18 protein-coding genes are annotated in these 19,885 nt (G+C 73.6%); 8 read left to right on the top strand and 10 right to left on the bottom strand.

Annotated features, from left to right (window positions below):
- Positions 1–54 precede the first annotated feature (54 nt).
- The gene (locus BLR04_RS34960; protein ID WP_090773460.1) at positions 55–1,050 is read left to right on the top strand and encodes an NADPH:quinone oxidoreductase family protein; all 996 of its coding nucleotides are present in this window, start codon (positions 55–57) and stop codon (positions 1,048–1,050) included.
- Between the two features lie 46 nt (positions 1,051–1,096).
- Here the strand turns inward: BLR04_RS34960 and BLR04_RS34955 are convergent, their stop codons facing one another.
- Complete coding sequence (locus BLR04_RS34955) at positions 1,097–2,011, bottom strand: pirin family protein (RefSeq protein WP_090773475.1); 915 nt, start codon at positions 2,009–2,011, stop codon at positions 1,097–1,099.
- A 49-nt stretch (positions 2,012–2,060) separates the two neighbouring features.
- Complete coding sequence (locus BLR04_RS34950) at positions 2,061–3,185, bottom strand: MBL fold metallo-hydrolase (protein ID WP_090773459.1); 1,125 nt, start codon at positions 3,183–3,185, stop codon at positions 2,061–2,063.
- A 220-nt stretch (positions 3,186–3,405) separates the two neighbouring features.
- Between BLR04_RS34950 and BLR04_RS34945 the strand changes: the two genes are divergently transcribed.
- The 3 genes from BLR04_RS34945 to BLR04_RS34935 all read left to right on the top strand — a co-directional run bounded on the left by BLR04_RS34945 (position 3,406) and on the right by BLR04_RS34935 (position 6,187).
- Complete coding sequence (locus BLR04_RS34945) at positions 3,406–3,981, top strand: TetR/AcrR family transcriptional regulator (RefSeq protein ID WP_245740866.1); 576 nt, start codon at positions 3,406–3,408, stop codon at positions 3,979–3,981.
- A gap of 177 nt (positions 3,982–4,158) precedes the next feature.
- Positions 4,159–5,355, top strand: coding sequence for an NAD(P)/FAD-dependent oxidoreductase (locus BLR04_RS34940; protein ID WP_090773458.1), 1,197 nt, complete (start codon positions 4,159–4,161; stop codon positions 5,353–5,355).
- A 100-nt stretch (positions 5,356–5,455) separates the two neighbouring features.
- Positions 5,456–6,187 (top strand): DUF3152 domain-containing protein, encoded by a 732-nt coding sequence (locus tag BLR04_RS34935; RefSeq protein WP_090773457.1) that lies wholly within the window; start codon positions 5,456–5,458, stop codon positions 6,185–6,187.
- Between the two features lie 176 nt (positions 6,188–6,363).
- On the opposite strand, the gene BLR04_RS34930 is transcribed toward BLR04_RS34935, so the two are convergent.
- The 5 genes from BLR04_RS34930 to BLR04_RS34910 all read right to left on the bottom strand — a co-directional run bounded on the left by BLR04_RS34930 (position 6,364) and on the right by BLR04_RS34910 (position 13,424).
- Entirely contained in the window at positions 6,364–9,087 is a 2,724-nt protein-coding gene (locus tag BLR04_RS34930) for a sugar-binding protein (RefSeq protein WP_090773456.1), read from the bottom strand.
- 15 nt (positions 9,088–9,102) lie between these two features.
- Positions 9,103–9,903 carry a carbohydrate ABC transporter permease gene (locus BLR04_RS34925; protein ID WP_090773455.1) on the bottom strand — a complete coding sequence of 267 codons (801 nt, stop codon included), beginning with the start codon at positions 9,901–9,903 and terminating at the stop codon, positions 9,103–9,105.
- Positions 9,900–10,799, bottom strand: a complete 900-nt coding sequence (locus BLR04_RS34920) for a carbohydrate ABC transporter permease (RefSeq protein ID WP_090773454.1) — start codon at positions 10,797–10,799, stop codon at positions 9,900–9,902. The genes BLR04_RS34925 and BLR04_RS34920 overlap by 4 nt, the downstream gene beginning before the upstream one ends.
- The gene (locus BLR04_RS34915; RefSeq protein ID WP_090773453.1) at positions 10,796–12,178 is read right to left on the bottom strand and encodes an ABC transporter substrate-binding protein; all 1,383 of its coding nucleotides are present in this window, start codon (positions 12,176–12,178) and stop codon (positions 10,796–10,798) included. The genes BLR04_RS34920 and BLR04_RS34915 overlap by 4 nt, the downstream gene beginning before the upstream one ends.
- A gap of 94 nt (positions 12,179–12,272) precedes the next feature.
- Positions 12,273–13,424, bottom strand: coding sequence for a PfkB family carbohydrate kinase (locus BLR04_RS34910; protein WP_090773452.1), 1,152 nt, complete (start codon positions 13,422–13,424; stop codon positions 12,273–12,275).
- Positions 13,425–13,556: 132 nt separating this feature from the next.
- Between BLR04_RS34910 and BLR04_RS34905 the strand changes: the two genes are divergently transcribed.
- Together BLR04_RS34905 and BLR04_RS34900 are read left to right on the top strand one after the other, a co-directional pair.
- Complete coding sequence (locus BLR04_RS34905; RefSeq protein ID WP_090773451.1) at positions 13,557–14,315, top strand: DeoR/GlpR family DNA-binding transcription regulator; 759 nt, start codon at positions 13,557–13,559, stop codon at positions 14,313–14,315.
- Between the two features lie 10 nt (positions 14,316–14,325).
- Positions 14,326–15,690, top strand: a complete 1,365-nt coding sequence (locus tag BLR04_RS34900; protein ID WP_090773449.1) for a 6-phospho-beta-glucosidase — start codon at positions 14,326–14,328, stop codon at positions 15,688–15,690.
- Here the strand turns inward: BLR04_RS34900 and BLR04_RS34895 are convergent.
- Positions 15,687–16,115 (bottom strand): type II toxin-antitoxin system PemK/MazF family toxin, encoded by a 429-nt coding sequence (locus tag BLR04_RS34895; protein WP_090773447.1) that lies wholly within the window; start codon positions 16,113–16,115, stop codon positions 15,687–15,689. The two genes, BLR04_RS34900 and BLR04_RS34895, sit on opposite strands and share 4 nt — an antisense overlap.
- Positions 16,116–16,197: 82 nt before the next feature.
- Here BLR04_RS34895 and BLR04_RS34890 point away from each other — a divergent pair, with 82 nt between their 5' ends.
- On the top strand, positions 16,198–16,983 hold the full coding sequence (locus tag BLR04_RS34890; protein ID WP_218129283.1) for a thioesterase family protein: 786 nt from the start codon (positions 16,198–16,200) through the stop codon (positions 16,981–16,983).
- 48 nt (positions 16,984–17,031) lie between these two features.
- Here BLR04_RS34890 and gndA read toward each other — a convergent pair whose 3' ends face one another.
- Positions 17,032–18,456, bottom strand: a complete 1,425-nt coding sequence (gene gndA / locus BLR04_RS34885; protein WP_090773443.1) for an NADP-dependent phosphogluconate dehydrogenase — start codon at positions 18,454–18,456, stop codon at positions 17,032–17,034.
- Positions 18,457–18,525: 69 nt separating this feature from the next.
- Entirely contained in the window at positions 18,526–19,218 is a 693-nt protein-coding gene (locus BLR04_RS34880) for an HAD family hydrolase (protein ID WP_090773441.1), read from the bottom strand.
- A gap of 23 nt (positions 19,219–19,241) precedes the next feature.
- On the opposite strand from BLR04_RS34880, the gene BLR04_RS34875 reads away from it, so the two are divergent.
- Positions 19,242–19,883 carry an SDR family oxidoreductase gene (locus BLR04_RS34875; RefSeq protein WP_090773473.1) on the top strand — a complete coding sequence of 214 codons (642 nt, stop codon included), beginning with the start codon at positions 19,242–19,244 and terminating at the stop codon, positions 19,881–19,883.
- Positions 19,884–19,885: the final 2 nt, after the last annotated feature.

The raw sequence follows: 19,885 nt of genomic DNA, 5'->3' as shown, positions 1-19,885 counted from the left end.
GTACCTCTAGATCTACGCAAACAGCAACAAACGGGGTATTGAGAAGGGGGCAAAATGTTCACTGGACGTGCGTGGCGGGTGGTGAGGTTCGGCGCGCCGGAGCAGGCCGTCGAGCTGCAGGAGACGACCTGGGACGCGCCGTCGGCGGGGCAGGTGCTCATCCGGGTGCGGGCGGCGGGGGCCGGGCTGCCCGACGCCCTGATGACGGCCGGGCAGTTCCCGCTGCTCGGTGAGCCGCCGTTCGGGCTGGGGGAGGAGGCCGCGGGCGAGGTCGTCGCGGTGCCGTCCGGCTCGCGGTTCAGCGTGGGCGACCAGGTGACCGGCATCACCGCGTTCCTGGAGGGCTGGGGAGGCTACGCCGACTACGCGTACCTGCTGGAGGGGTCGGCCATCCGCATCCCCGAGGGGATGACGGACGAGGAGGCCGCCGGATTCCCGATCGGGTTCCGGACGGCGTACACGTGCCTCGTCGATCGGGCGCCGGTCGAGGCGGGCCAGACGCTGCTGATCCTCGGCGCGGCAGGCAGCAGCGGCGCGACGGCCATCCAGCTGGGCAAGGCGCTCGGCGCGACCGTCATCGCGGTCGCGGGCGGCCAGGAGAAGGTGGAGTTCTGCCTCAGGAACGGCGCCGACCACGGGATCGACCACCGCGCCGAGGACCTCACCGCCCGGATCGCCGAGCTCACGGACGGCCGCGGCGTGGACGTCGTCTACGACCCGGTGGGCGGCGACATCGCGGCCACGGCCATGCGGAGCCTCACCCGCGGCGGCCGGATCGTCGTCATGGGTCTCGCCAGCGGCGCGCCCGTGGAGCTCGACGCCATGGAGCTGCTCATGCGCAACCAGACCGCGGTCGGCGTGCTGTCGCTCCCCTTGGACGACCCGCAGGCCGAGGCCGCCGCCTGGGAGCACCTGGCCGACCTGGCCGCGCGCGGCGCGATCAGGACGCCGACGGGTGCCGTCCACGACTTCGCGGACGTCCCGCGGATGATCGCGCAGCAGGGCGCGCCCGCCGCGGGCAAGACCGTCGTCCGCGTCGCCACGGCCTGAGCGTCGTCGCCGGTCCGCGCGTACGTCGCGGACCGGCGTACCAGGGTCAGCGGAAGCGGCCGCGCGGCTTGAGCGGGGTGCCGGGCAGGACGGGGGCGGGCAGCGGGTCGCCGTCGAAGCCCTCGACGACGCCGAAGCCCTCACCCTCCATCCACTCCTTCCGGTACGCGACGATGTCGTCGTGCGAGCGGCCGACGAAGTTCCACCACATGACGATCTGCTCGTCGAACGGCTCGCCGCCGATGAGCAGCACCCGCCCGCGCCCCGACAGCCGGATCGCCGTACGCCCCGGCGGCAGGTAGACCAGCGCCCCCCGGCCCAGCTCGGCGATCTCGCCGTCGAGCAGCAGCACCCCGTGCTCGAAGCCGGGATCGACCGGGAGCTCGCAGTCGCCGTCCACCGAGATCTGCGCGCCCACCAGCGGGGTGTAGGCCGTGGCGGGCGAGGTCACGCCGCCCAGCGTCCCCATGATCACGGTCGCCTCGAACCCCGTCCCGGACAGCACCGGCAGCGCCGGATGGTGCTCGAACCCCGGATCGACGTCCCGGTGCTCGCCGGGCAGCGCCACCCACAGCTGCACCCCGTGCAGCATCGCCTCGGGCGACTCCTCCGAGTGGGAGATGCCGCGCCCGGCCGTCATGAGGTTGAGCTGACCCGGACGGATGTGCTGCACGCTGCCGAGGCTGTCGCGGTGCAGCACCTCGCCGGCCAGCAGCCAGCTCACCGTCTGCAGGCCGGTGTGCGGGTGCGGGGGCACCCGCATGGCCGCCTGCTCCGGCCCGTAGGCGTCGACGAAGCACCAGGCCCCGATCATGCGCCGGTGCACGTGCGGCAGTGTCCGGCTCACCAGCATCGCGCGCGGCCCGCCCAGCGGAACCTCGCGTCCTTCCAGCACTTCGCTCGCCGCGCCCGCGTCGGCGCCGCAGCGCATCTCCTGCGGGTCGCGCTCCAGGTTGCTCACGTCACGACTGTACGTGGTGCGCCCCAAGGGCCGGCAAAGCCCCCTCCCGTCAGGAGGTGATCTGCCACCAGTCCTCGACCGGGGGCACGGACGCGGTGTCGACGCCCTCCCCGGGCCGGGGGATGACGATCGCGGCGTCGCGGGCCTTGGACTCGCGCCACAGCCGCTCGACCGGCTCGGCCCAGGGATGCAGCGACAGGGTGAACGTCGCCCAGTGCACCGGCAACAGCAGCCTGCCCCCGAGGTCGAGGTGGGCGGCGACGGCCTCCTCCGGCGTCATGTGGATGTCGGGCCAGCCGGGACCGTACGCGCCGATCGGCATGAGCGTCAGGTCGAACGGGCCGTGCTTCGCGCCGATGCCCTTGTAGCCGTCGAAGTAGCCGGAGTCGCCCGCGTAGAACACCCGCTTCGTGGCCCCGGCGACCACCCAGGAGCCCCACAGGGTGTCGTTGCTGCGGACACTCGTGCGTCCGGAGAAGTGCCGGGCCGCGGTGGCGACGAACCGCAGCCCCGCGACCTGCGCCTCCTCGTCCCAGTCGAGCTCGATGATCCGGTACGTGGGCACGCCCCACCGCTCGAGGTGCGCCCCGACGCCCAGCGGCACCACGAACGGCGCCTTCTGGGAGTTGGTCAGCGAGCGCACGGTCGCCATGTCGAGGTGGTCGTAGTGGTCGTGGGAGATCACGATCGCATCGATCGGCGGCAGCTCGCCGATCTCCAGCGGCATCTCGTGGTGCCGCTTCGGGCCGAGGAGCGGCGTGGGGGAGACCCGGTCGCTCCACACCGGGTCGAACAGCACCCGCCTGCCCTCGATCTCGACCAGCGTGGTGGCGTGGCCGTACCAGACCGCGCGCAGGCCGTCGGCGGGCGGCGGGTCGGACGGCGGGACGCGCAGCGGGATCCACCCTTGCGGGCGGCGCTGCCGCCTGCCCCTGGCGAACTCGCCCAGCAGGGCGAGACCCTGCGGGCCGGCCGGCGGGGTCGAGTCGGGCATGGGGTTGGCGAACGCGCCGTTCACGAACTGCGGCGAGCGCCGGATCCGCGACGCTCGCTCGGGCCCCGACGTGAGGGGCCTGAGCCCCAGTTCGGCCGGTACCTCGCGCAGTGCCCATGCGGCGGCGGCCAGCGCGGCACCCCCCGCGACGACCCCCAACGTGGTTCGCATCCCTGCCATCGCCCCACACTCCTTGGGATCTGTGCTGCCCGCACGCGACGGCGGGATTCCGGTGTTTACGCGTTCTGTCGCGACACGCTGCTCTCTGTGGGGGATCGGCACTCCCACGTCGGAAGGCCGGCCAGCATCGCGCGCCAGCTAGGACGCTGAAACCCTACGACTTGCGTCAATCATGACGCAACTGACTTTGTTCATGGAACGATGTCGTACGCTTTGCGCTGTGAACCAGACCACACGCCCTCTGCGGTCCGACACCGAGCGGACGGTGGGCGCGATCCTGGAGGCGGCCGAGCGCGTGCTCAGCCGCAACCCGGCGGCCAGCATGGAGCAGATCGCCGAGGCGGCCGGGGTGGCGCGCACGACCGTGCACCGGCGGTTCGCCTCCAGAGAGGCGCTGGTCGACGCGATGGCGGTCTGGGCCACCCGGCAGTTCGCCGAGGCGGTGCAGGCCGCGCGTCCCGACGCCACGCCGCCGCTGGTGGCGCTCTACCAGGTGGCGGCGAACGTGCTGCGGGTCAAGCGCGACTGGGGGTTCGCGATGAGCCGGGCGCTGACGGACGGCACGCGGGTCTCCGAGGTCCACGCGGCCGTCGACGCCTGCTGCGAGCGGCTGTTCGCGCGGGCGCGGGAGGCCGGCGTGCTGCGCGGCGACGTCGACGCGGGCTGGGCCAAGCGCGTCTACTACGCGCTGATCCGCGAGTCGGCCCAGTCGCGCGACGGCGACCCCGACGAGCTGGCCGCCCGCATCGTCGACACCCTCCTGACCGGCCTCGGCACCGGCCGCCGCCTGACCTGACCCGTTCCGGCCCGGACATGACACCGGTGCGGTCGAGCGCCGCACCACCCCAGCGCCGCATCAGCGGGATGTGCGGCGCGGTTGCCGGCAGGCGGCGGCTGTGCGAAGGGTGTTCGGTGGGCAAAGTCCGGCATCCCGGTCGTCAGGTCCGTTCGCTTCGGCTGAGAGCATGAGGCCATGCGTGTTGTGGTGATCGGGAGCGGCATCGTGGGTGCGTCCGCGGCCTACTACCTGAGCGGGCGCGGCGCGGACGTCACGGTGGTGGACGGCGGCTATCAGGGTGCGGCGACACCGGCGGGCGCGGGCATCGTGTGCCCGTGGGTCGACCACGCCGAGGACGACGACTGGTACCGCCTGACCCGCGAGGGCGCCCGCCGCTACCCCGACCTCGTGGCGGAGCTGGGCGAGGACATCGGGTACGCCAAGGTCGGCGCCCTGCTCGTGGCCGAGGACCCGTCCGACCTCGAACCGGTGCGCGGGCTGCTGCGCCGCCGCCACGCCGAGGCGCCCGAGATGGGCGAGGTCGTCGACGTGACGACTCCGGCCGAGCTGTTCCCGCCGCTGTCCGACACGCTGAGCGCGCTGCTGGTGCCCGGCGCGGCCCGCATCGACGGCCGCGCGGTGCGCGACGCCCTGCTGCGCGCCGCCCGCGCCAGAGGCGCCCGTTGCCGTACGGGCGCCGCCCGGCTCACCGCGGGCGGCGAGGTGGTCCTGCACCCGACGGAAGGCCCGCAGGAGCGCGACGGCGCGGCGCACCCCGTGGGGGAGACCTCGCCGAGCGCGCCGCTCGACCCCGCGGCACCGCAGCCACCCGCGCACACCGAGCCGCGCAGGCTGACCGGCGAGGGCACGCCGATCGACGCCGACGCGGTGATCGTGGCCGCCGGAGGGTGGACAGGCGAGGTCTGCCGGCCGCTCGGCGTCGAACTGCCGGTCTACCCCCGGCGCGGCCAGATCCTGCACGTCGGCATGGAGGGCGTCGACACCGCCTGGTGGCCCATCGTCCTGCCCAGGCAGGGCCCCTACCTGCTGGGTTTCCCCGGCTCCCGCATCGTCATCGGCGCCACCATCGAGGACGTCGGCTTCGCGCCGCGCATCACCATGGGCGGCCTGGACGAGCTCGTCCAGGCGGGCCTGCGCACGGCGCCCGGCCTGTACAACGCGACGGTCTCCGAGATGCGGGTGGGCCTGCGCCCGGTCTACGCCCCCGGTCCCGCGCTCATCGGACCCGTGACCGGCCGCGTGGTGGTGGCGACGGGCCTGAGCGCGTACGGGCTGACCGCGGGCCCGTTCACCGGCGGCATCGCCGCCGCGCTGGCCCTCGGTGACACCCCGCCGATCGACATCACGCCCTACGCGCCACCGACATACTGATAAACCTTGAACCGGGACGATGGGTCTCTGCCCGTCAAGTGCGACAACGAGGAACGTAATATCGGTTTCCTCCCCACCGTGACACCGTGGGGAGGCCGCGATGCCGCTGCTCGCACTGCTGACGTTCCTGGCCCTGGTTCTGGCCGCCCCCGGATGCGCCGCGGTGCCGTCCCGTCCGTCGGCCTCCTCCGCCCCGCCGGCACCCAGTACGGCGCCCGCCGCGACCCCGACGGTCTCCGCCTCGGAGGCGAGGCCGCCCGCGCCGGGGAAGCGGGTGCCGGAGAAGGTGCGGGTGCCGGAGTCCGCCTCGGGGCGTTACCGGGTCGTGCGCGGCGAGGCCCCGCCCCGGCGGGGGCCGGGCGAGGTGGTGCGGTACCTGGTCGAGGTGGAGCACGGACTGCCGTTCGACCCGGTGAAGTTCGCCCGCGAGGTGCATCGGACGCTCAACGACGTGCGCGGCTGGGGCCGCTTCCGGCGCGTGGACCGGCCGCCGGTCCGGCTGCGCGTCGCGCTGTCGAGCCCGCACCTGACCGACCGCGAGTGCCTGCCGCTGCGCACCGGCGGCGACCTGTCCTGCTGGAACGGCAGCCGCTCCATCATCAACGCGCGACGCTGGGCCGAGGGGGTCCCGCAGTACGAAGGTGACCTCGCCGCCTACCGTCAGTACCTCATCAGCCACGAGGTCGGCCACGGCCTCGGCCACCACCACGAGCCATGCCCCGGCCCGGGGCACCCGGCCCCGGTCATGACCCAGCAGTCGAAGTCCCTGGGCAGCTGTCGCCCCAACCCCTGGCCCTACCCCCACCGCAAACCAGAGACCGAGCCCCGGTAACGTCCCGCCCCCTCCCGCCGCCCGTCTCCTGGCGCCGTCCCACGCGCCGGCGGCTGGGCGGGTTCGACTCCCACCTCTCGCCGCTGGGCGGCAGCGGAGAGGGGGGAGGGAGGCGGATGGGCGGGGGGGGGTTCAGCGGAAGGGACCGGGAGCGGCGGACGGGGACGGGAAGGGCTTCAGCGGATGGGGGCCTGGGAGGTGGTGGTGCCGGTGGCGTTGCGGGGTTGCCATCCGGTCACCACGGTGGCACCTGCCTTGGTGGGCCGGGTCAGGGGGACCTGCACGGTCGTCGTCCCCTTGGAGGTCACCGTGACGACGCGGTTGCCCGCCGTTCCGTCGGCGTCGCGGACGAACACATGCGCTCGGCCAGGGGCGGCGGTGCGGAGGGTGACCGTCACCGCGTCGCGGCCCGCTCGGGCGGAGACGGCCTCGCCGGCCTTCGACCGCTCCGCCGCCGGGCCGCCCGCCACCGGCACGTTCACCCGCACGGACTGCTCCAGCGACTGCGGCGAGTCCAGGCTCGACAGGGCGGAGTCGGGGATCACCGCCTCGGGCGGCGTCGTCGGACGGTCGGCCGGCGGGCGGTACCCGGGCAGCGTCGCCACGCCCCACCGGTACGGGTCGCCCTGCACACCGCCCCACGTCGACCAGCCGATCCGGGTCTGACCGGTCTTGTCCTGGGTGTCGGAGTCGTACACGAGGATGTTCAGCCCCATGTGCGCCGGGTCGACCGCGCCGGGCAGGATGCCCATCGGGATCGCCGCCTCCACGACGTACGAGCCGTCCGACACCGTCGAGGCCACCCGCATGCCGGGCGCGCTCTCCTCGCCGGGCCCCTGCCGGTTGTCGGCGTCGCGCAGCAGGCAGGCCGGGCCTTCGGCGGTCACCGGCAGCACGGCGGCCTTGAACGTCGTCGAGGTGTTCTCCGAGGCGCCGCGCGGGTCGATCGCGATCTCCACGGCGTCGGTGCGCCAGTGGCGCTTGCAGTCGGAGGCGGGCAGGCGGGTGCCCAGCGCCTCGTCCCTGACGTGCACCACGAGGAACAGCGTGTCGTCGTGCCAGGTGACCTTGGCCGTGCCGGAGCAGTCGGCCGGCGACGAGCACGCGCTGCCCTCCCACACGCGGGAGACGTCCAGTGCCGGCCCGGCGTACTCGCCCTCGGCCTCCCTGCCGTCCACGGCGGGCGCGGCGGCGGCCTGCGCGAGCGTCGCGGCAGGGACGAGCTCCAGCGCGGGCCGGGTGGTGCTCGATCCGTCCTCGCTGGTGACGGTGAGGGTGTAGGCGTAGTCGCCGCCCTCGTTGGACGTCTTCTCGGACGGGTCGGTGTTCGTCACCGTGAACGGCACCGTCGTGGACGCACCCGGAGCCAGCCCGGAGTACGGCGCCTCGGCGCGGTCCGCGGCGAAGCCGTCCGGCAGCTCCACACGGACGGCGCCCGACCGGGCCGTCGCGCTGACGTTCGTGACGACGACGCCGACCTGCCTGCTGCCACCAGAGGGCAGCGTCAGCACGGGCGTGACCAGGCCGCGCAGCTGCGGGACGCCCACGTCGGCGGTCCACTTCTCGTACTGGGCGACCTGGGGCAGCGGCTGCTGGACGGCCCGTACGGCGGGGCTCAGCTCGACCTGCCGGTCGGTGTAGCCTTGGCCCCTCTCCGTGGTGAGCGTGGCCGCGACGCGGGCCCGCCCGGCGGCTCCCTGCGCCGGCGTCACCGTGAACGTGGCCGTGCCGGTCCGTCCGGGGGACAGCCGGCCGAGGTCGCCCGTGCCCTCGACCCGCCAGCCCTCGGGGACCCGCAGCGCGGCCGACGAGCGGCCGAGCTGCTCGCGCGGCGGCGCCGTCACGCCGACCTTCACCTCGAACGGCGTGCCGGGCCGCACGTCGAACCCGTCCGTGCGCAGGGTGAGCTCGGTGCCGAGCGGCACCGTGCCCTCCGGCCTGGTGAGCGCGCCGTCGAGGATCGCCGTCGGGGCGGCGGCGGCCGGGCTGCCCGGCTCGGGGAACGGCACGCGCGCGTCCACCTGCGTGAACATGTCGCAGCCGAGCTGCGCGGGGTCGGCCGGCACGTCGGGGAACCCGGCCCAGCCCTGCGAGGCGTACGTGCGCTGCGCGTCGCGCTCGACGGCCGCCCATGTCGTGCCGCGGCTCGCCGAGGTGCGGCCGCTCCACACGCCGTACACGTTCTGCGCGGGGTTCGCGGGACGGAACGCCGCGGCGCAGCCGGGCCCGGTCTGCGCGGTGCCGCGGGCGCCGCCGGTGAACAGCCGGGCGGGCGCGAACGGCTTGAGCCCCTCGCGCGTGATCTGCTCGGGGAACCGCTTCGGGTCGGCCGCCGCGTAGAACGCCTCGATCGCCAGCCGCGCGGCCTCCTGGTGGTTGCCGTGGTTGCCGGGCGTGGGCGCCGGGTCCATGGTCAGCAGGATCTCGGGACGGGTCTGCCGGACGACCCGGACGACCTTCTCCAGCGTGTCGCCGCCCCACACCTGGTCGGTCAGCGGCGCGCTCACCGTGTAGTAGAAGTCGACGTCGTCCAGGTTGAACACCTCGCGCACGCCGGCCTTGCCGACCGCCCGCCGCTCCTCGTCCTCGCGCAGCAGGCCGAGCGCCGGGCCCTCCTCGGGCCCGACCGCGTTGCCGCCGCCCTCGCCGCGCGTGACGGTGACGACGCCGGTGCGCACGCCGTGCTCCTCGTTCCACTGGCCGAGGGTGGACAGCGTGGACGCCTCGTCGTCGGGATGGGCGCCGACGAACAACGCGTCGAGGTCGACCGGGGCGGTCGGCTTGCCGGGGGCCGGCGGGCCCGCCGCGGCCGGGACGGCCGGCGTCAGGGCGAGCGCCACCGCGGCGCTCGCCAGCAGCGCTCCCGCCCTCGTCGCGAGGGCCCGTGTTCTCGTACGCATCCGACCTCCGGGTGGTTATTCGCGGACGGCCCCCTGGAGCAGCCCGCGGACGAAGTGGCGCTGGAGGAACAGGTAGAACAGCACGACCGGCGTGGCGACGATGACCGACCCGGCCGCGAGCAGGGTGAAGCCCGAGGTGTACTGGCCCTGGAAGAAGGCCAGCCCCAGCGGCGCGGTGCGCAGCGACTCGCTCGTCACCATGACCAGCGGGATGAGGAACTCGTTCCACGTCCACATGAAGACGAGCACGGTCAGCGTGACGACCGCGGGCCTGGCCGGCGGCAGCAGCACCTGCCACAGCACGCGCCAGCTGGATGCCCCGTCGATGCGCGCGGCCTCCACGATCGCCCGGTTGGCCGTCAGGAAGTACGCGCGCATCCAGAACGTCCCGAACGCGACCGACAGCGCGACCTGCGGCAGCGTGATCGCCCAGAACGTGTCGGTCAGCCCCAGCGCGCGCAGGTCGAAGAAGAGCGGCACCGCGACGGCCTCGCTCGGCATCATGATGCCGAGCATGAACAGGTAGAACAGCACCGACCGGCCGCGGAAGCGCATGGTGCCGAAGGCGTACCCGCTCATGATCGACAAAGTCACGCTGACCACCACGACGAACACCGACACCGCCAGGCTGGTGCGCAGGTACGTGCCGAACCGGCCGATCTCCCACGCCGCCGCGAAGTTGCCGAGCCCGGCCGTGCCGCCGCTGTCGGCGGGGCCGAGCGCGGCCGCCAGGATCGCCACGATCGGGTAGAGCGCGAACGCCGCGAACACCGACAGGATGACGTAGTTGGCCACCCGTTCCCCGCGCGAGATCACGTGACCCTCCTGTCGGCGTACCGGTTGATCCCGAACGAGATCGCGAAGATGACCACGGTGAGCGTGACGCCGACCGCCGCCGCGGAACCGACCTGACCGAGCCCGAAGGCCCGGTGGTAGACCTCGTACGACGGCACCGACGTCGAGTCGCCCGGCCCGCCGCGCGTGGTGACGTACACGAGGTCGAACGTGCGCAGCGCGGCGATCACCGTCAGCGTCAGTGCGACCGCGATCTCGGCGCGCACCGACGGCAGCGTCACCGCGAGGAACTCGCGCACCGCCCCCGCGCCGTCCAGCCGCGCCGCCTCGTACAGCTCCTGCGGGATGCGGCTCATCCCCGCCAGCAGCAGCACCGTCACCAGGCCCGTCTCGAACCAGGTGCCGACGACGCCGACCGCGGGCAGCGCGAACGTGTAGTCGCCGAGCCAGCCGCGCGTCAGCCCGTCCAGCCCGAGCGCGCTCAGCAGGCCGTTCAGCGAGCCGTCGGGCGCGTACACCCGCCGCCAGGCCACCGCCACCACGACCATCGCGATCACCTGCGGCAGGAACACCACCGTCCGGAAGAACCCCAGGCCGCGCACCTTGGCGTGGTGCAGGACCGCCGCGAGCGCCAGCCCGATGGCGACCGGCACGAGCGAGAAGAACACGATCAGCACGAGCGCGTGCCCGAACGCCGCCCGCAGCCCCTCGTCGGTGACGACGGCCACGTAGTTGTCCAGGCCGGCCCAGGTGCCGAGGGTGAGGCCGTCCCAGTCGTACAGCGAGATCTGCACGGCGCGCCCGATCGGGTAGAGCAGGAACGCCGCGTAGATCACGAAGGCGGGCAGCAGGTAGAGGTAGGCGACCCGGCGTGGCTCGCCCGGCGGCCCGGCGGCGCGCGACGACTTCGGCCTCACCCGTTGCTCTCGGCGAACGTCTTGTAGTCCTTCTCCAGCGTGGCGAGGAAGGCCTGCGGGTCGGACTTCCCGGCGAGCAGGTCCTGCAGCGCCGCGCCCAGCGTGTCGGCGAACGTCGGGGTGGCGTAGTCGAGGTACGGCACCAGACCGTTCTCCGCGCTCGCCGTGCCGAACGCCGTGAAGACCTCCTTCTGCGGCCCGTCGGGCACGCTCTGCGCCGCGGTGTCGGCGACCGGCAGGTTGCCGGTGCCGGTCAGCACCTTCATGGCGTCGGCGTTGGTGATGAAGTCGATGTACGCCGCCGCCGCGTCCGGGTGGGGGCTCTTGGCGGTGATCGCGAACGGCAGCCCGGTGCCCCCGGTCGCGACCGGCGGCGCGTCGGCCGTGGCGCCCGGCGGCAGCATGAAGCCGATGTCGTCGCCGAGCGCCTTCTGCAGGTCGGCCAGCAGCCAGGTGCCGGCGATGAGGAAGACGCCCTGCCCCTTGCCGAACGCCTGCCAGGAGGCGTCGTAGCCCTGGCCGTTGAAGCCCTTGGCGAAGTACCCCTTGTCCACCCAGCTCACCAGCTGCTCGGCGGCCTCGGCGTTCTCGGGGGTGTCCCACGAGGCGCCCTTGCGGCCGAAGGCGAGGGTGGCGATCTGGTCGGCGGGCACGACGCGGCTCTGCACGGTGCCGAACACGTGCACGGCCGGCCACTTGTCGAGGTTGCCGAACTGCAGCGGCACCTCGCCCTCGGCCTTGACGGTCGCGAGCGTCGTCTCGAAGTCGGCCCAGCTCTTCGGCGGCTCGATGCCCAGCGCGGTCAGTTTGGCGCGGTTGTAGAAGATGCCGACGACCTCGCCGACCTGCGGCAGCCCGTACAGGTTGCCCTCGCCGAACAGCTTGCCGTCGGCGCTGTAGCGCGAGTACCGCAGCACCGACTCGGGGTAGCGCTCCTTCCAGCCGTAGGCCTCGGCGTAGGCGTCGAGCGGGAGCAGCTGACCCGCCTTGACGAACGCGCCCATCGAGGAGCGGCCGTTGTTGGCCTCCACCACGTCAGGCGGCTCGTTGCCGCTGAGGGCGAGGCGCAGCGTGGTGGTGAGGTCGTCGAAGGAGCGCGACACCCGGTTGAGCCTGATGTTGGGGTAGCGGGCCTGGAATGCCTGGTTCAGCTGCTCCATCTGCGCGGCCTGGCCGCCGCGCACCTCCTGGTCCCAGACGGTGAGGGTGACCTCGCCGAGGGCGGCGGCGTCGGTGCGCACGGCCGACGCGCTCGGCTGCGCGGCGGGGGAGCCGGCCGGGGCGGAGGAGCCGGGCGCGCACCCGGCCAGGGCCACGGCGGTCGCGGTGATCGCGGCGAACAGGGGGAGCGTCCTGGATGCGCGCGGCAGGGCGGTCATTGGGGTACTCCTTCGGCGCAGGCACGCATGGCGTGTGCGGGTCCTCGCCCTCGGGCGGGGAGTCGGGGGGTGGCGGCGTACGGGCAGGGCGGGGTCACTCCGGCTGTTTCCCCGGAACCGGGGGGCCCATGCCGACGTCGGCGTAGCGGGCGATCGTCGCGGCCGCGCGGCGCACCGCCCCGACCGGCACCGTCGGCACCAGCCGGTCGAGGAAGGCGTAGCGGCGCAGCAGCGAGCTGGTGTACGCGCCGCCGTGCGCCGCCGACTCGCGCACGTCGTGCCACCAGTCGGCGATGTCACCCCATCCGGGGGCGGCGAGCGAGCCGCCGAACTGCTGCACCGCGAGCGCCGCGCACACGCCGGCGAACGCCAGCCGGTCGTCCAGCGGCCACCCGCACAGCGTGCCGAGCACGAAGGCCGCGCCGAAGACGTCGCCCGCGCCGGTGGGGTCGAGTGCGGTCACCCGCGGCGCGGGCACGAACGCCTCCTCGCCGCTCGTCGCGTCGATCGCCATCGCGCCGTTGGCCCCGTCGGTCACCACGGCGAGCGGCACCTTGTCGGCGATCGCGTACAGGGCGTCGCGAGGGGTGTCGGCGCCCGTGTACGCCATGGCCTCGGTCGCGTTCGGCATGAAGGCGTGACAGACGGAGAGCTGGTCGAGCAGCGAGCGCGGCCACGCGCCCGACGGGTCCCAGCCCACGTCGGCGAAGATGAGTGCGCCGTCGCGGTGCGCCAGGTCGGCCCAGCCGGGGGAGCCGCCGGGTGCGCCGAGGGGCTCGTCCGGCGAGAGCGAGACGATCACCGCGCGCGAACGCGGCGGCGCGCCGATCATCTCCGACATCGGCATGGGCGGCGGGTGGCCGTGCGTCACCATGCTGCGGTCGCGCTCGACCGCCATCGAGACGGTCACCGGCGAGTGCCAGTGCTCGAAGCGCCGCGAGCGCGACAGCTCGATCGACTCCTGCTCCTCCAGCGTGCGCCAGCAGAAGTCGCCGTAGTCGTCGTCGCCGAACGCCGCCGCCAGCGACGTGCGCAGCCCCAGCCGGCTGGTGGCGATGGCGAGGTTGGCGATGCCGCCGGGGCACGAGCCCATGCCCTCGGCCCAGATCTCGGTGCCCGCGGCGGGCATGGCGGGCAGGCCCGTGAAGATGATGTCCAGGAACACGGTGCCGGCGAGGAAGACGTCGAATTGGGGCCCATCCGGGGTCCGCCGGCCGGCTAGTGGGTCGTATGCCTGAGCAGACACGGGAACGGGACCTCCTCGACACATCGAGATGTGCGCAATCTTGCATGTTTGTGCGGGCACTGCAAGTGTTTCGAGCGACGATATGGAGCAAGGTGCTTACTTATGCGCAAATATGGTTGATACAATCCGTGCGTGCTCCAGCGCCTGAGGCATGCCGAGATCACACGTCGCGTCCGCACCTCGGGCGCCACCAGTGTCCGTGATCTCGCCACCCAGCTCGGCGTGAGCCCGTCCACCATCCGCAGGGACCTCGAGGTGCTCGACCGCGACGGCACGCTGCGGCGCGTCAGGGGCGGCGCGCTGCCCTGCGCCGACGCCGACGCCGAACGTCCCTTCGCCGACGTGGCGGCCACCGACGAGCAGGACAAGGAAGCGGTCGCCACGCGCGCCGCGGAGCTCGTCCGCGACGGCGACGTGGTGCTGCTCGACATCGGCACCACCACCATGTGCCTGGCCCGGCGACTGCGCGGCCGCCGCGTCATCGTCGTCACCTCCAGCCTCGCCGTCCTCGACGTGCTGCGCTCCGATCCTGTGGTCGAGCTGCTGCTGCTCGGCGGCATGCTGCGGCGGCCGTACCACTCGCTGGTGGGGGTGCTCACCGAGGCGGCGCTCTGCCAGGTGGTCGCCGACCGCCTGTTCCTCGGGGCCAGCGGCGTACGTCCCGACGGGCAGCTCGTGGACACCACCATCGCCGAGGTCCCGTTGAAACGTTCCATGATCTCGGCGGCCCGGCAGGTGGTGCTGCTGGCCGACCGGCACAAGTTCCCCGGCACCGGGGCGCTGCGCGTGTGCGGCCCCGAGGACGTCGACGTCGTCGTCACGAACGAGGGCGCCGACGAGCCGACGCTGCGCGCCTGCGCGGCGGCGGGCGCCGAGGTGCTGCTGACCTGAAAGGGCGACGATGAGACTGGCCGTTGTCGGCGGCGGAGGCTTCCGGGTCCCGCTCGTGTACGGCGCGCTGCTGCGCGACACCTTGGGCGACACCTTGGGCGATACCGCCAAGCCGCGCGTGGAGGAGGTGGTCCTGCACGACGTGTCGCCCGAGCGGCTGGAGGCCGTCTCCCACGTGCTGCGCGGCATGGCCGCCGGGTTCGACGACCCGCCCGCGGTGCGGGTCACGACCGACCTCGACGACGCGCTGCGCGGCGCCGCGTTCGTCTTCTCCGCCGTCCGGGTGGGCGGGCCGGCCGGGCGCATCGCCGACGAGCGCGTGGCGCTGGACCTCGGCCTGGTAGGCCAGGAGACCACCGGCCCCGGGGGCATCGCCTACGGACTGCGCACCGTGCCGGTCGCCGTGCGGCTGGCCGAGCGGGTGGCGGCCGTCGCCCCGGACGCCTGGGTGATCAACTTCACCAACCCCGCCGGAATGGTCACCGAGGCCATGCGGCGCGTCCTCGGCGACCGGGTGATCGGCATCTGTGACTCGCCGATCGGCCTCGTCCGCCGGGCCGCCGCCGCGCTCGGGCTCGACCCGGCGCGGGTGTCGCCCGGCTACGTGGGGCTCAACCACCTCGGCTGGCTGGTCGGGCTGACGTACGAGGGGCGTGACGTGCTGCCGGGGCTGCTGGCCGACGACGCGGCGCTCGCCCGCGTCGAGGAGGCCCGGCTGCTCGGCCCCGACTGGGTGCGCGGGCTCGGGGCGCTGCCGAACGAGTACCTGTACTACTACTACTTCACCCGCGAGGCCGTGGCCGCGCTGTCGGGACGCACCCGCGGGGAGGCGCTGCTGGAGCAGCAGGACCGCTTCTACGCCGACGTGCGCGCCAGGCCCGGTGAGGCGCCCGCCGTGTGGCGGCGGGCGCGCAGGGAGCGGGACGAGACGTACATGGCCGAGGCCCGCGACACCGCGCACGCCGGCGACCGGGACACCACCGACCTGGAGGCGGGCGGGTACGAGGGCATCGCGCTCGCCCTCATGGCCGCCATCGCGCGCGGGGAGCCGTCCACCATGATCCTCAACGTGCGCAACGGCACGGCCGTGCCCGGGCTGCCCGCCGAGGCGGTCGTGGAGATCCCGTGCGCGGTGGACGGCTCGGGCGTCAGGCCGCTGGCCGCCGCCCCGCTGCCGGGCCGGTTCCTCGGCCTGATGCAGCAGGTCAAGGCGGTGGAGCAGACGGTCATCGAGGCCGCGCTCACGGGCTCGGAGCGGTTGGCGGTGGAGGCGTTCGCGCTGCACCCCCTGGTGGACTCGGTGTCGACGGCCCGCCGCCTGCTCGACGGCTACCGGGCGCGCATCCCTGAGCTCGCCGCCGTCCTCCCGCGCTAGCGGGCCTTCCAGCCGTACGTCTTCATGAGCCGGGCCGCGACCCGGGCGAAGCGTTCGACGTCGAGCACCGCGCCCTCGCGCCGGATGCCGTCCTCGTCCAGCACGAACACCCGGTCGAGCCGGACGTGCGAGGCGCGGCCGTCGTGGCCCCACGCGCCGAGCTCCAGCCATTCCTGGCCGTCGCCGCCCTTGCTGGAGAGCATGACGCCGAGCAGTCGCCGCCCGGCGCGGCCGACGACCAGCAACGGCCGGTCCTTGCCGCGCGACGGGTCTTCCTCGTACGGCACCCACGCCCAGACGATCTCGCCGGGGTCGGCCAGGCCGTCGAGGTCGGGGGAGTAGGCCAGGGTCGCGGCCCCGTCCACGGAACGGATCTCCTGCACCGCGCCGCGGGCGGGCCTGGGGTCCTCACGTTGATCACGCATGGGGGCGAGCTTAAGGGGACGAACCCGCCGGATCCACCCGATCAGGTCGTCCCGCCATGGCGCCGTAATAGAATCTCATTCTGTGTCGACGACATCAGCGTTCTTCACGCAGAAGGGGGACGAGCTCGTCCCCGAGCCGCACGCCAGGAGCCCCTGGTCACCCGACATGCTGCACGGCCGCCTGCTCGGCGGGCTCGCCGCGCGCGCCCTGGAGCAGGCCCACGGAGAGCCCGGCCTGCAGTTCGCCCGGCTGACCGTCGACCTGTTCCGCAACAGCCCGATGCTTCCGGTCACCGTGGAGACCACCCTGGTCAGGGACGGCCGCCGGATCCGCGTCGCCGACGCCGTCGTCTCGACCGCCCAGGGCGTCATCGCCCGCGGGAGTGCGGTGCTGCTGCGCCACGGCCAGCAGCCCGACGGCGAGCGAGGGGCGGCCACACCGGCCTGGGACGAGCAGCCGCCATCCGGCCCGGCTCCCGAGGCCCGGCGGGGTGGCTGGACGCCGCCGTTCGACCTGTGGCAGCTGTCCGGATGGGGCCTGCCGGGCCCCGGCCGGGTGTGGACGCGCGAGAAGTACCCGCTGGTGGACGACGAGCCGGTGAGCCCGTTCGTCCGCGCCGCGCTGGCCGCCGACTTCGCGAGCCCGCTCAGCAACGCGCAGTCGGACGGCCTGCGTTTCATCAACGCCGACTACACGCTCACGCTCGCCCGGCTGCCCGAGGGCGAGCACGTCGGCCTGGAGGCCACCGGCCACGCGAGCGCGCAGGGCGTGGCGACCGGCCAGGTCACGATGCACGACGCGACCGGTCCGATCGGCTTCTGCGTCGTGACGGCCGTCGCCAACCCCGCCATGGGCCGCACCCGCTGACCGCGCGGCGCGTACGCGACGCGCCGCGCGCGTGGGCGAGACCTCAAATCAGGCCGGGCGCTCGGCGCGGTCGCCCGACCAGTCGGTGTGGAAGGCACCCTCCTTGTCGACCCGCAGGTAGGTGTGCGCGCCGAAGTAGTCGCGCAGACCCTGCACCAGCGCGGCCGGCAGGCGGTCGCGGCGCAGCCCGTCGTAGTAGGCCAGCGCCGAGGAGAAGCCGGGCGTGGGCACGCCGATCTGCACCGCCGTGGTCACCACGCGCCGCCACGACTCCTGCGCCGTCTCCAGCGCCGCGGCGAAGGTCGGGTCGGCCAGCAGCGTCGGCAGCTCAGGGTTCGCGTCGTACGCGGCCCTGATCCGGTCGAGGAACTTGGCGCGGATGATGCACCCGCCGCGCCAGATCGTGGCCATCGCCCCGAGGTCGAGGTCCCAGCCGTACTCCTTGGCGGCCGCCGCCATCTGGTCGAACCCCTGCGCGTACGCGACGATCTTGGACGCGTACAGGGCCTGCCGGACGTCCTCGACGAGCTCGCGCGCGCCCGTGCCGGACAGCTTCGGCCCGGCCAGCGAGGCCGCGGCGGCCCGCTGCTCGGGGTGGCCCGACAGCGCCCGCGCGAACGTCGCCTCGGCGATGCCGGTCACCGGCACGCCCAGGTCGAGCGCGCTCTGCACGGTCCAGCGGCCGGTGCCCTTCTGCTCGGCCTGGTCGACCACGACGTCCACGAACGGCTTGCCGGTCTCGGCGTCCACCTGGTCGAGCACCTCGGCGGTGATCTCGATGAGGTAGGAGTCGAGCTCGCCGCGGTTCCACTCGCGGAACACCTCGGCCAGTTCGGCCGGCGTCGCTTCGAGAGCCTGGCGCAGCAGGTCGTAGGACTCCGCGATGAGCTGCATGTCGGAGTACTCGATGCCGTTGTGCACCATCTTCACGAAGTGGCCGGCGCCGTCGGGGCCGACGTGCACGGCGCACGGAACGCCGTCGACCTGGGCCGCGATGCTCTGCAGGATCGGGCCGAGCGCCTCCCACGACTCCTTCGACCCGCCCGGCATGATGCTCGGGCCGTTGAGCGCGCCCTCTTCGCCGCCGGAGATGCCGGTGCCGACGAAGTGCAGGCCCTTCGCGCGCAGCGCCGCCTCGCGCCGCCGGGTGTCGGCGAAGTGCGCGTTGCCGCCGTCGACGATCATGTCGCCCGGTTCCATCAGCTCGGCGAGCTGGTCGATCACCGCGTCGGTGCCCGCCCCGGCCTTCACCATGATGATCGCCCGTCGCGGTCGCTTGAGCGAGGCCACGAACGCGGCGAGGTCCTCGGACGGCACGAACGTGCCCTCGTCGCCGAACTCCTTCACCAGTTGCTCGGTGCGGCCGTACGAACGGTTGTGGACGGCCACCGCGTATCCGTGCCGCGCCAGGTTACGGGCGAGGTTGCGCCCCATGGTCGCGAGTCCGGTGACGCCGATGTCTGCCAATTCCATGTCAGCTCCTCTATGGGCAATACGGATGGGTTAGCCACGGAGTTCGAGGGGATATTCCCGCCCTGTCGCTCAGTCGCTCTGCCGTACGCCCAGCTCATCGAGCCGGTCGAGCATGTCGGCCGGATCGTCGTAGACGCGGAAGGCGCCCGCTCGTTCGAGCTCCTCACGGCCGTACCCGCCGGACAGCAGGCCGATGCCGAGCGCGCCGGCCCGGCGCGCGGCGAGCAGGTCCCAGACGCTGTCGCCGACCACCATGGCGTGCCGCGGATCGACCCGTACCAGCGCCGCGCCCGCGAGGAACAGGTCGGGATCGGGCTTGGCCCGCCGCACGAGGTCGCGGGTGACCAGCGGGGTGTCCTCCGGCAGCCCCAGCATGCCGAGGGCCAGGCGGGCCGTACGGGCGTAACCGCTGGTGGCGATGGCCCACGGGACGCCGCGCGAGGTCAGCTCGGCCAGCAGCTCGACCGCGCCGGGCAGCGGCCTGACGGAGCGGGCCTGCTCCTCGTACGCGGCGGCGTGCGTGCCCTGCAGCTCGTCGATCTCCTCTCGGGTGAGCTTCAGCCCGGTCTCGCGCAGCAGGGCGTTGACGAACAGCCCCCCGCTCATGCCGATGCGCCGGTGGATGCGCCACACCGACAGGTCGATCCCCATCCCCGACAACGCCTGCCGCCAGGCCACCACGTGCTGGTAGACGCTGTCGATCAGGGTGCCGTCGAGGTCGAACAGGAACGCCGGCACCGGGGCCTGCGGGAAGTCCTCCATGCGTCCATGACACCATGGCCGACATGCGAATCGTCATCGCGGGGGGCCACGGGAAGATCGCACTCCGGCTGGCGGCCAGGCTGCGGGGCGGCGCTGTGGGGCTGGTGCGGAACCCGGCCCACGTCTCCGGCGTCGAGGCCGCCGGAGCCGAGGCCGTGCTGTGCGACCTGGAACGGGCGGGTGTCGAGGAGGTCGCGCGCGTCGTCGAGGGCGCGGACGCCGTGGTGTTCGCGGCGGGCGCGGGCCCCGGCAGCGGCGCGCTCCGCAAGGACACCGTCGACCGCGGCGCGTCCGTGCTGCTCGCCGACGCGGCCGAGCGCGCGGGCGTGCGCCGCTTCGTCCAGATCTCCTCGATGGGCGCGGGGAAGCCGGTCGAGCCCGGTCGCGACGAGGTGTGGGCGGCCTACATCCGGGCCAAGACCGCCGCCGAGGACGACCTGCGCCGCCGCGACCTCGACTGGACGATCCTGCGCCCCGGCCGGCTGACCGACGAGCCAGGCACCGGCCTGGTACGGCTCGCGCCCGAGGTGCCTCCAGGCCCGGTGCCGCGCGACGACGTGGCCGCCGTCATCGTGGCCCTGCTCGCCGAGCCCGCCGCCGTGAGAGCCACGTTCGAACTCGTCGCCGGTGACACTCCCATCGGTGAGCTCTTTGCGAGAAGGTGATG

It is taken from the genome of Nonomuraea maritima (genome assembly GCF_900100395.1).
Lineage (GTDB): Bacteria > Actinomycetota > Actinomycetes > Streptosporangiales > Streptosporangiaceae > Nonomuraea > Nonomuraea maritima.
Note: the sequence above shows the minus strand (reverse complement) of the source record. Positions and strands in the feature narration are given on the sequence as shown.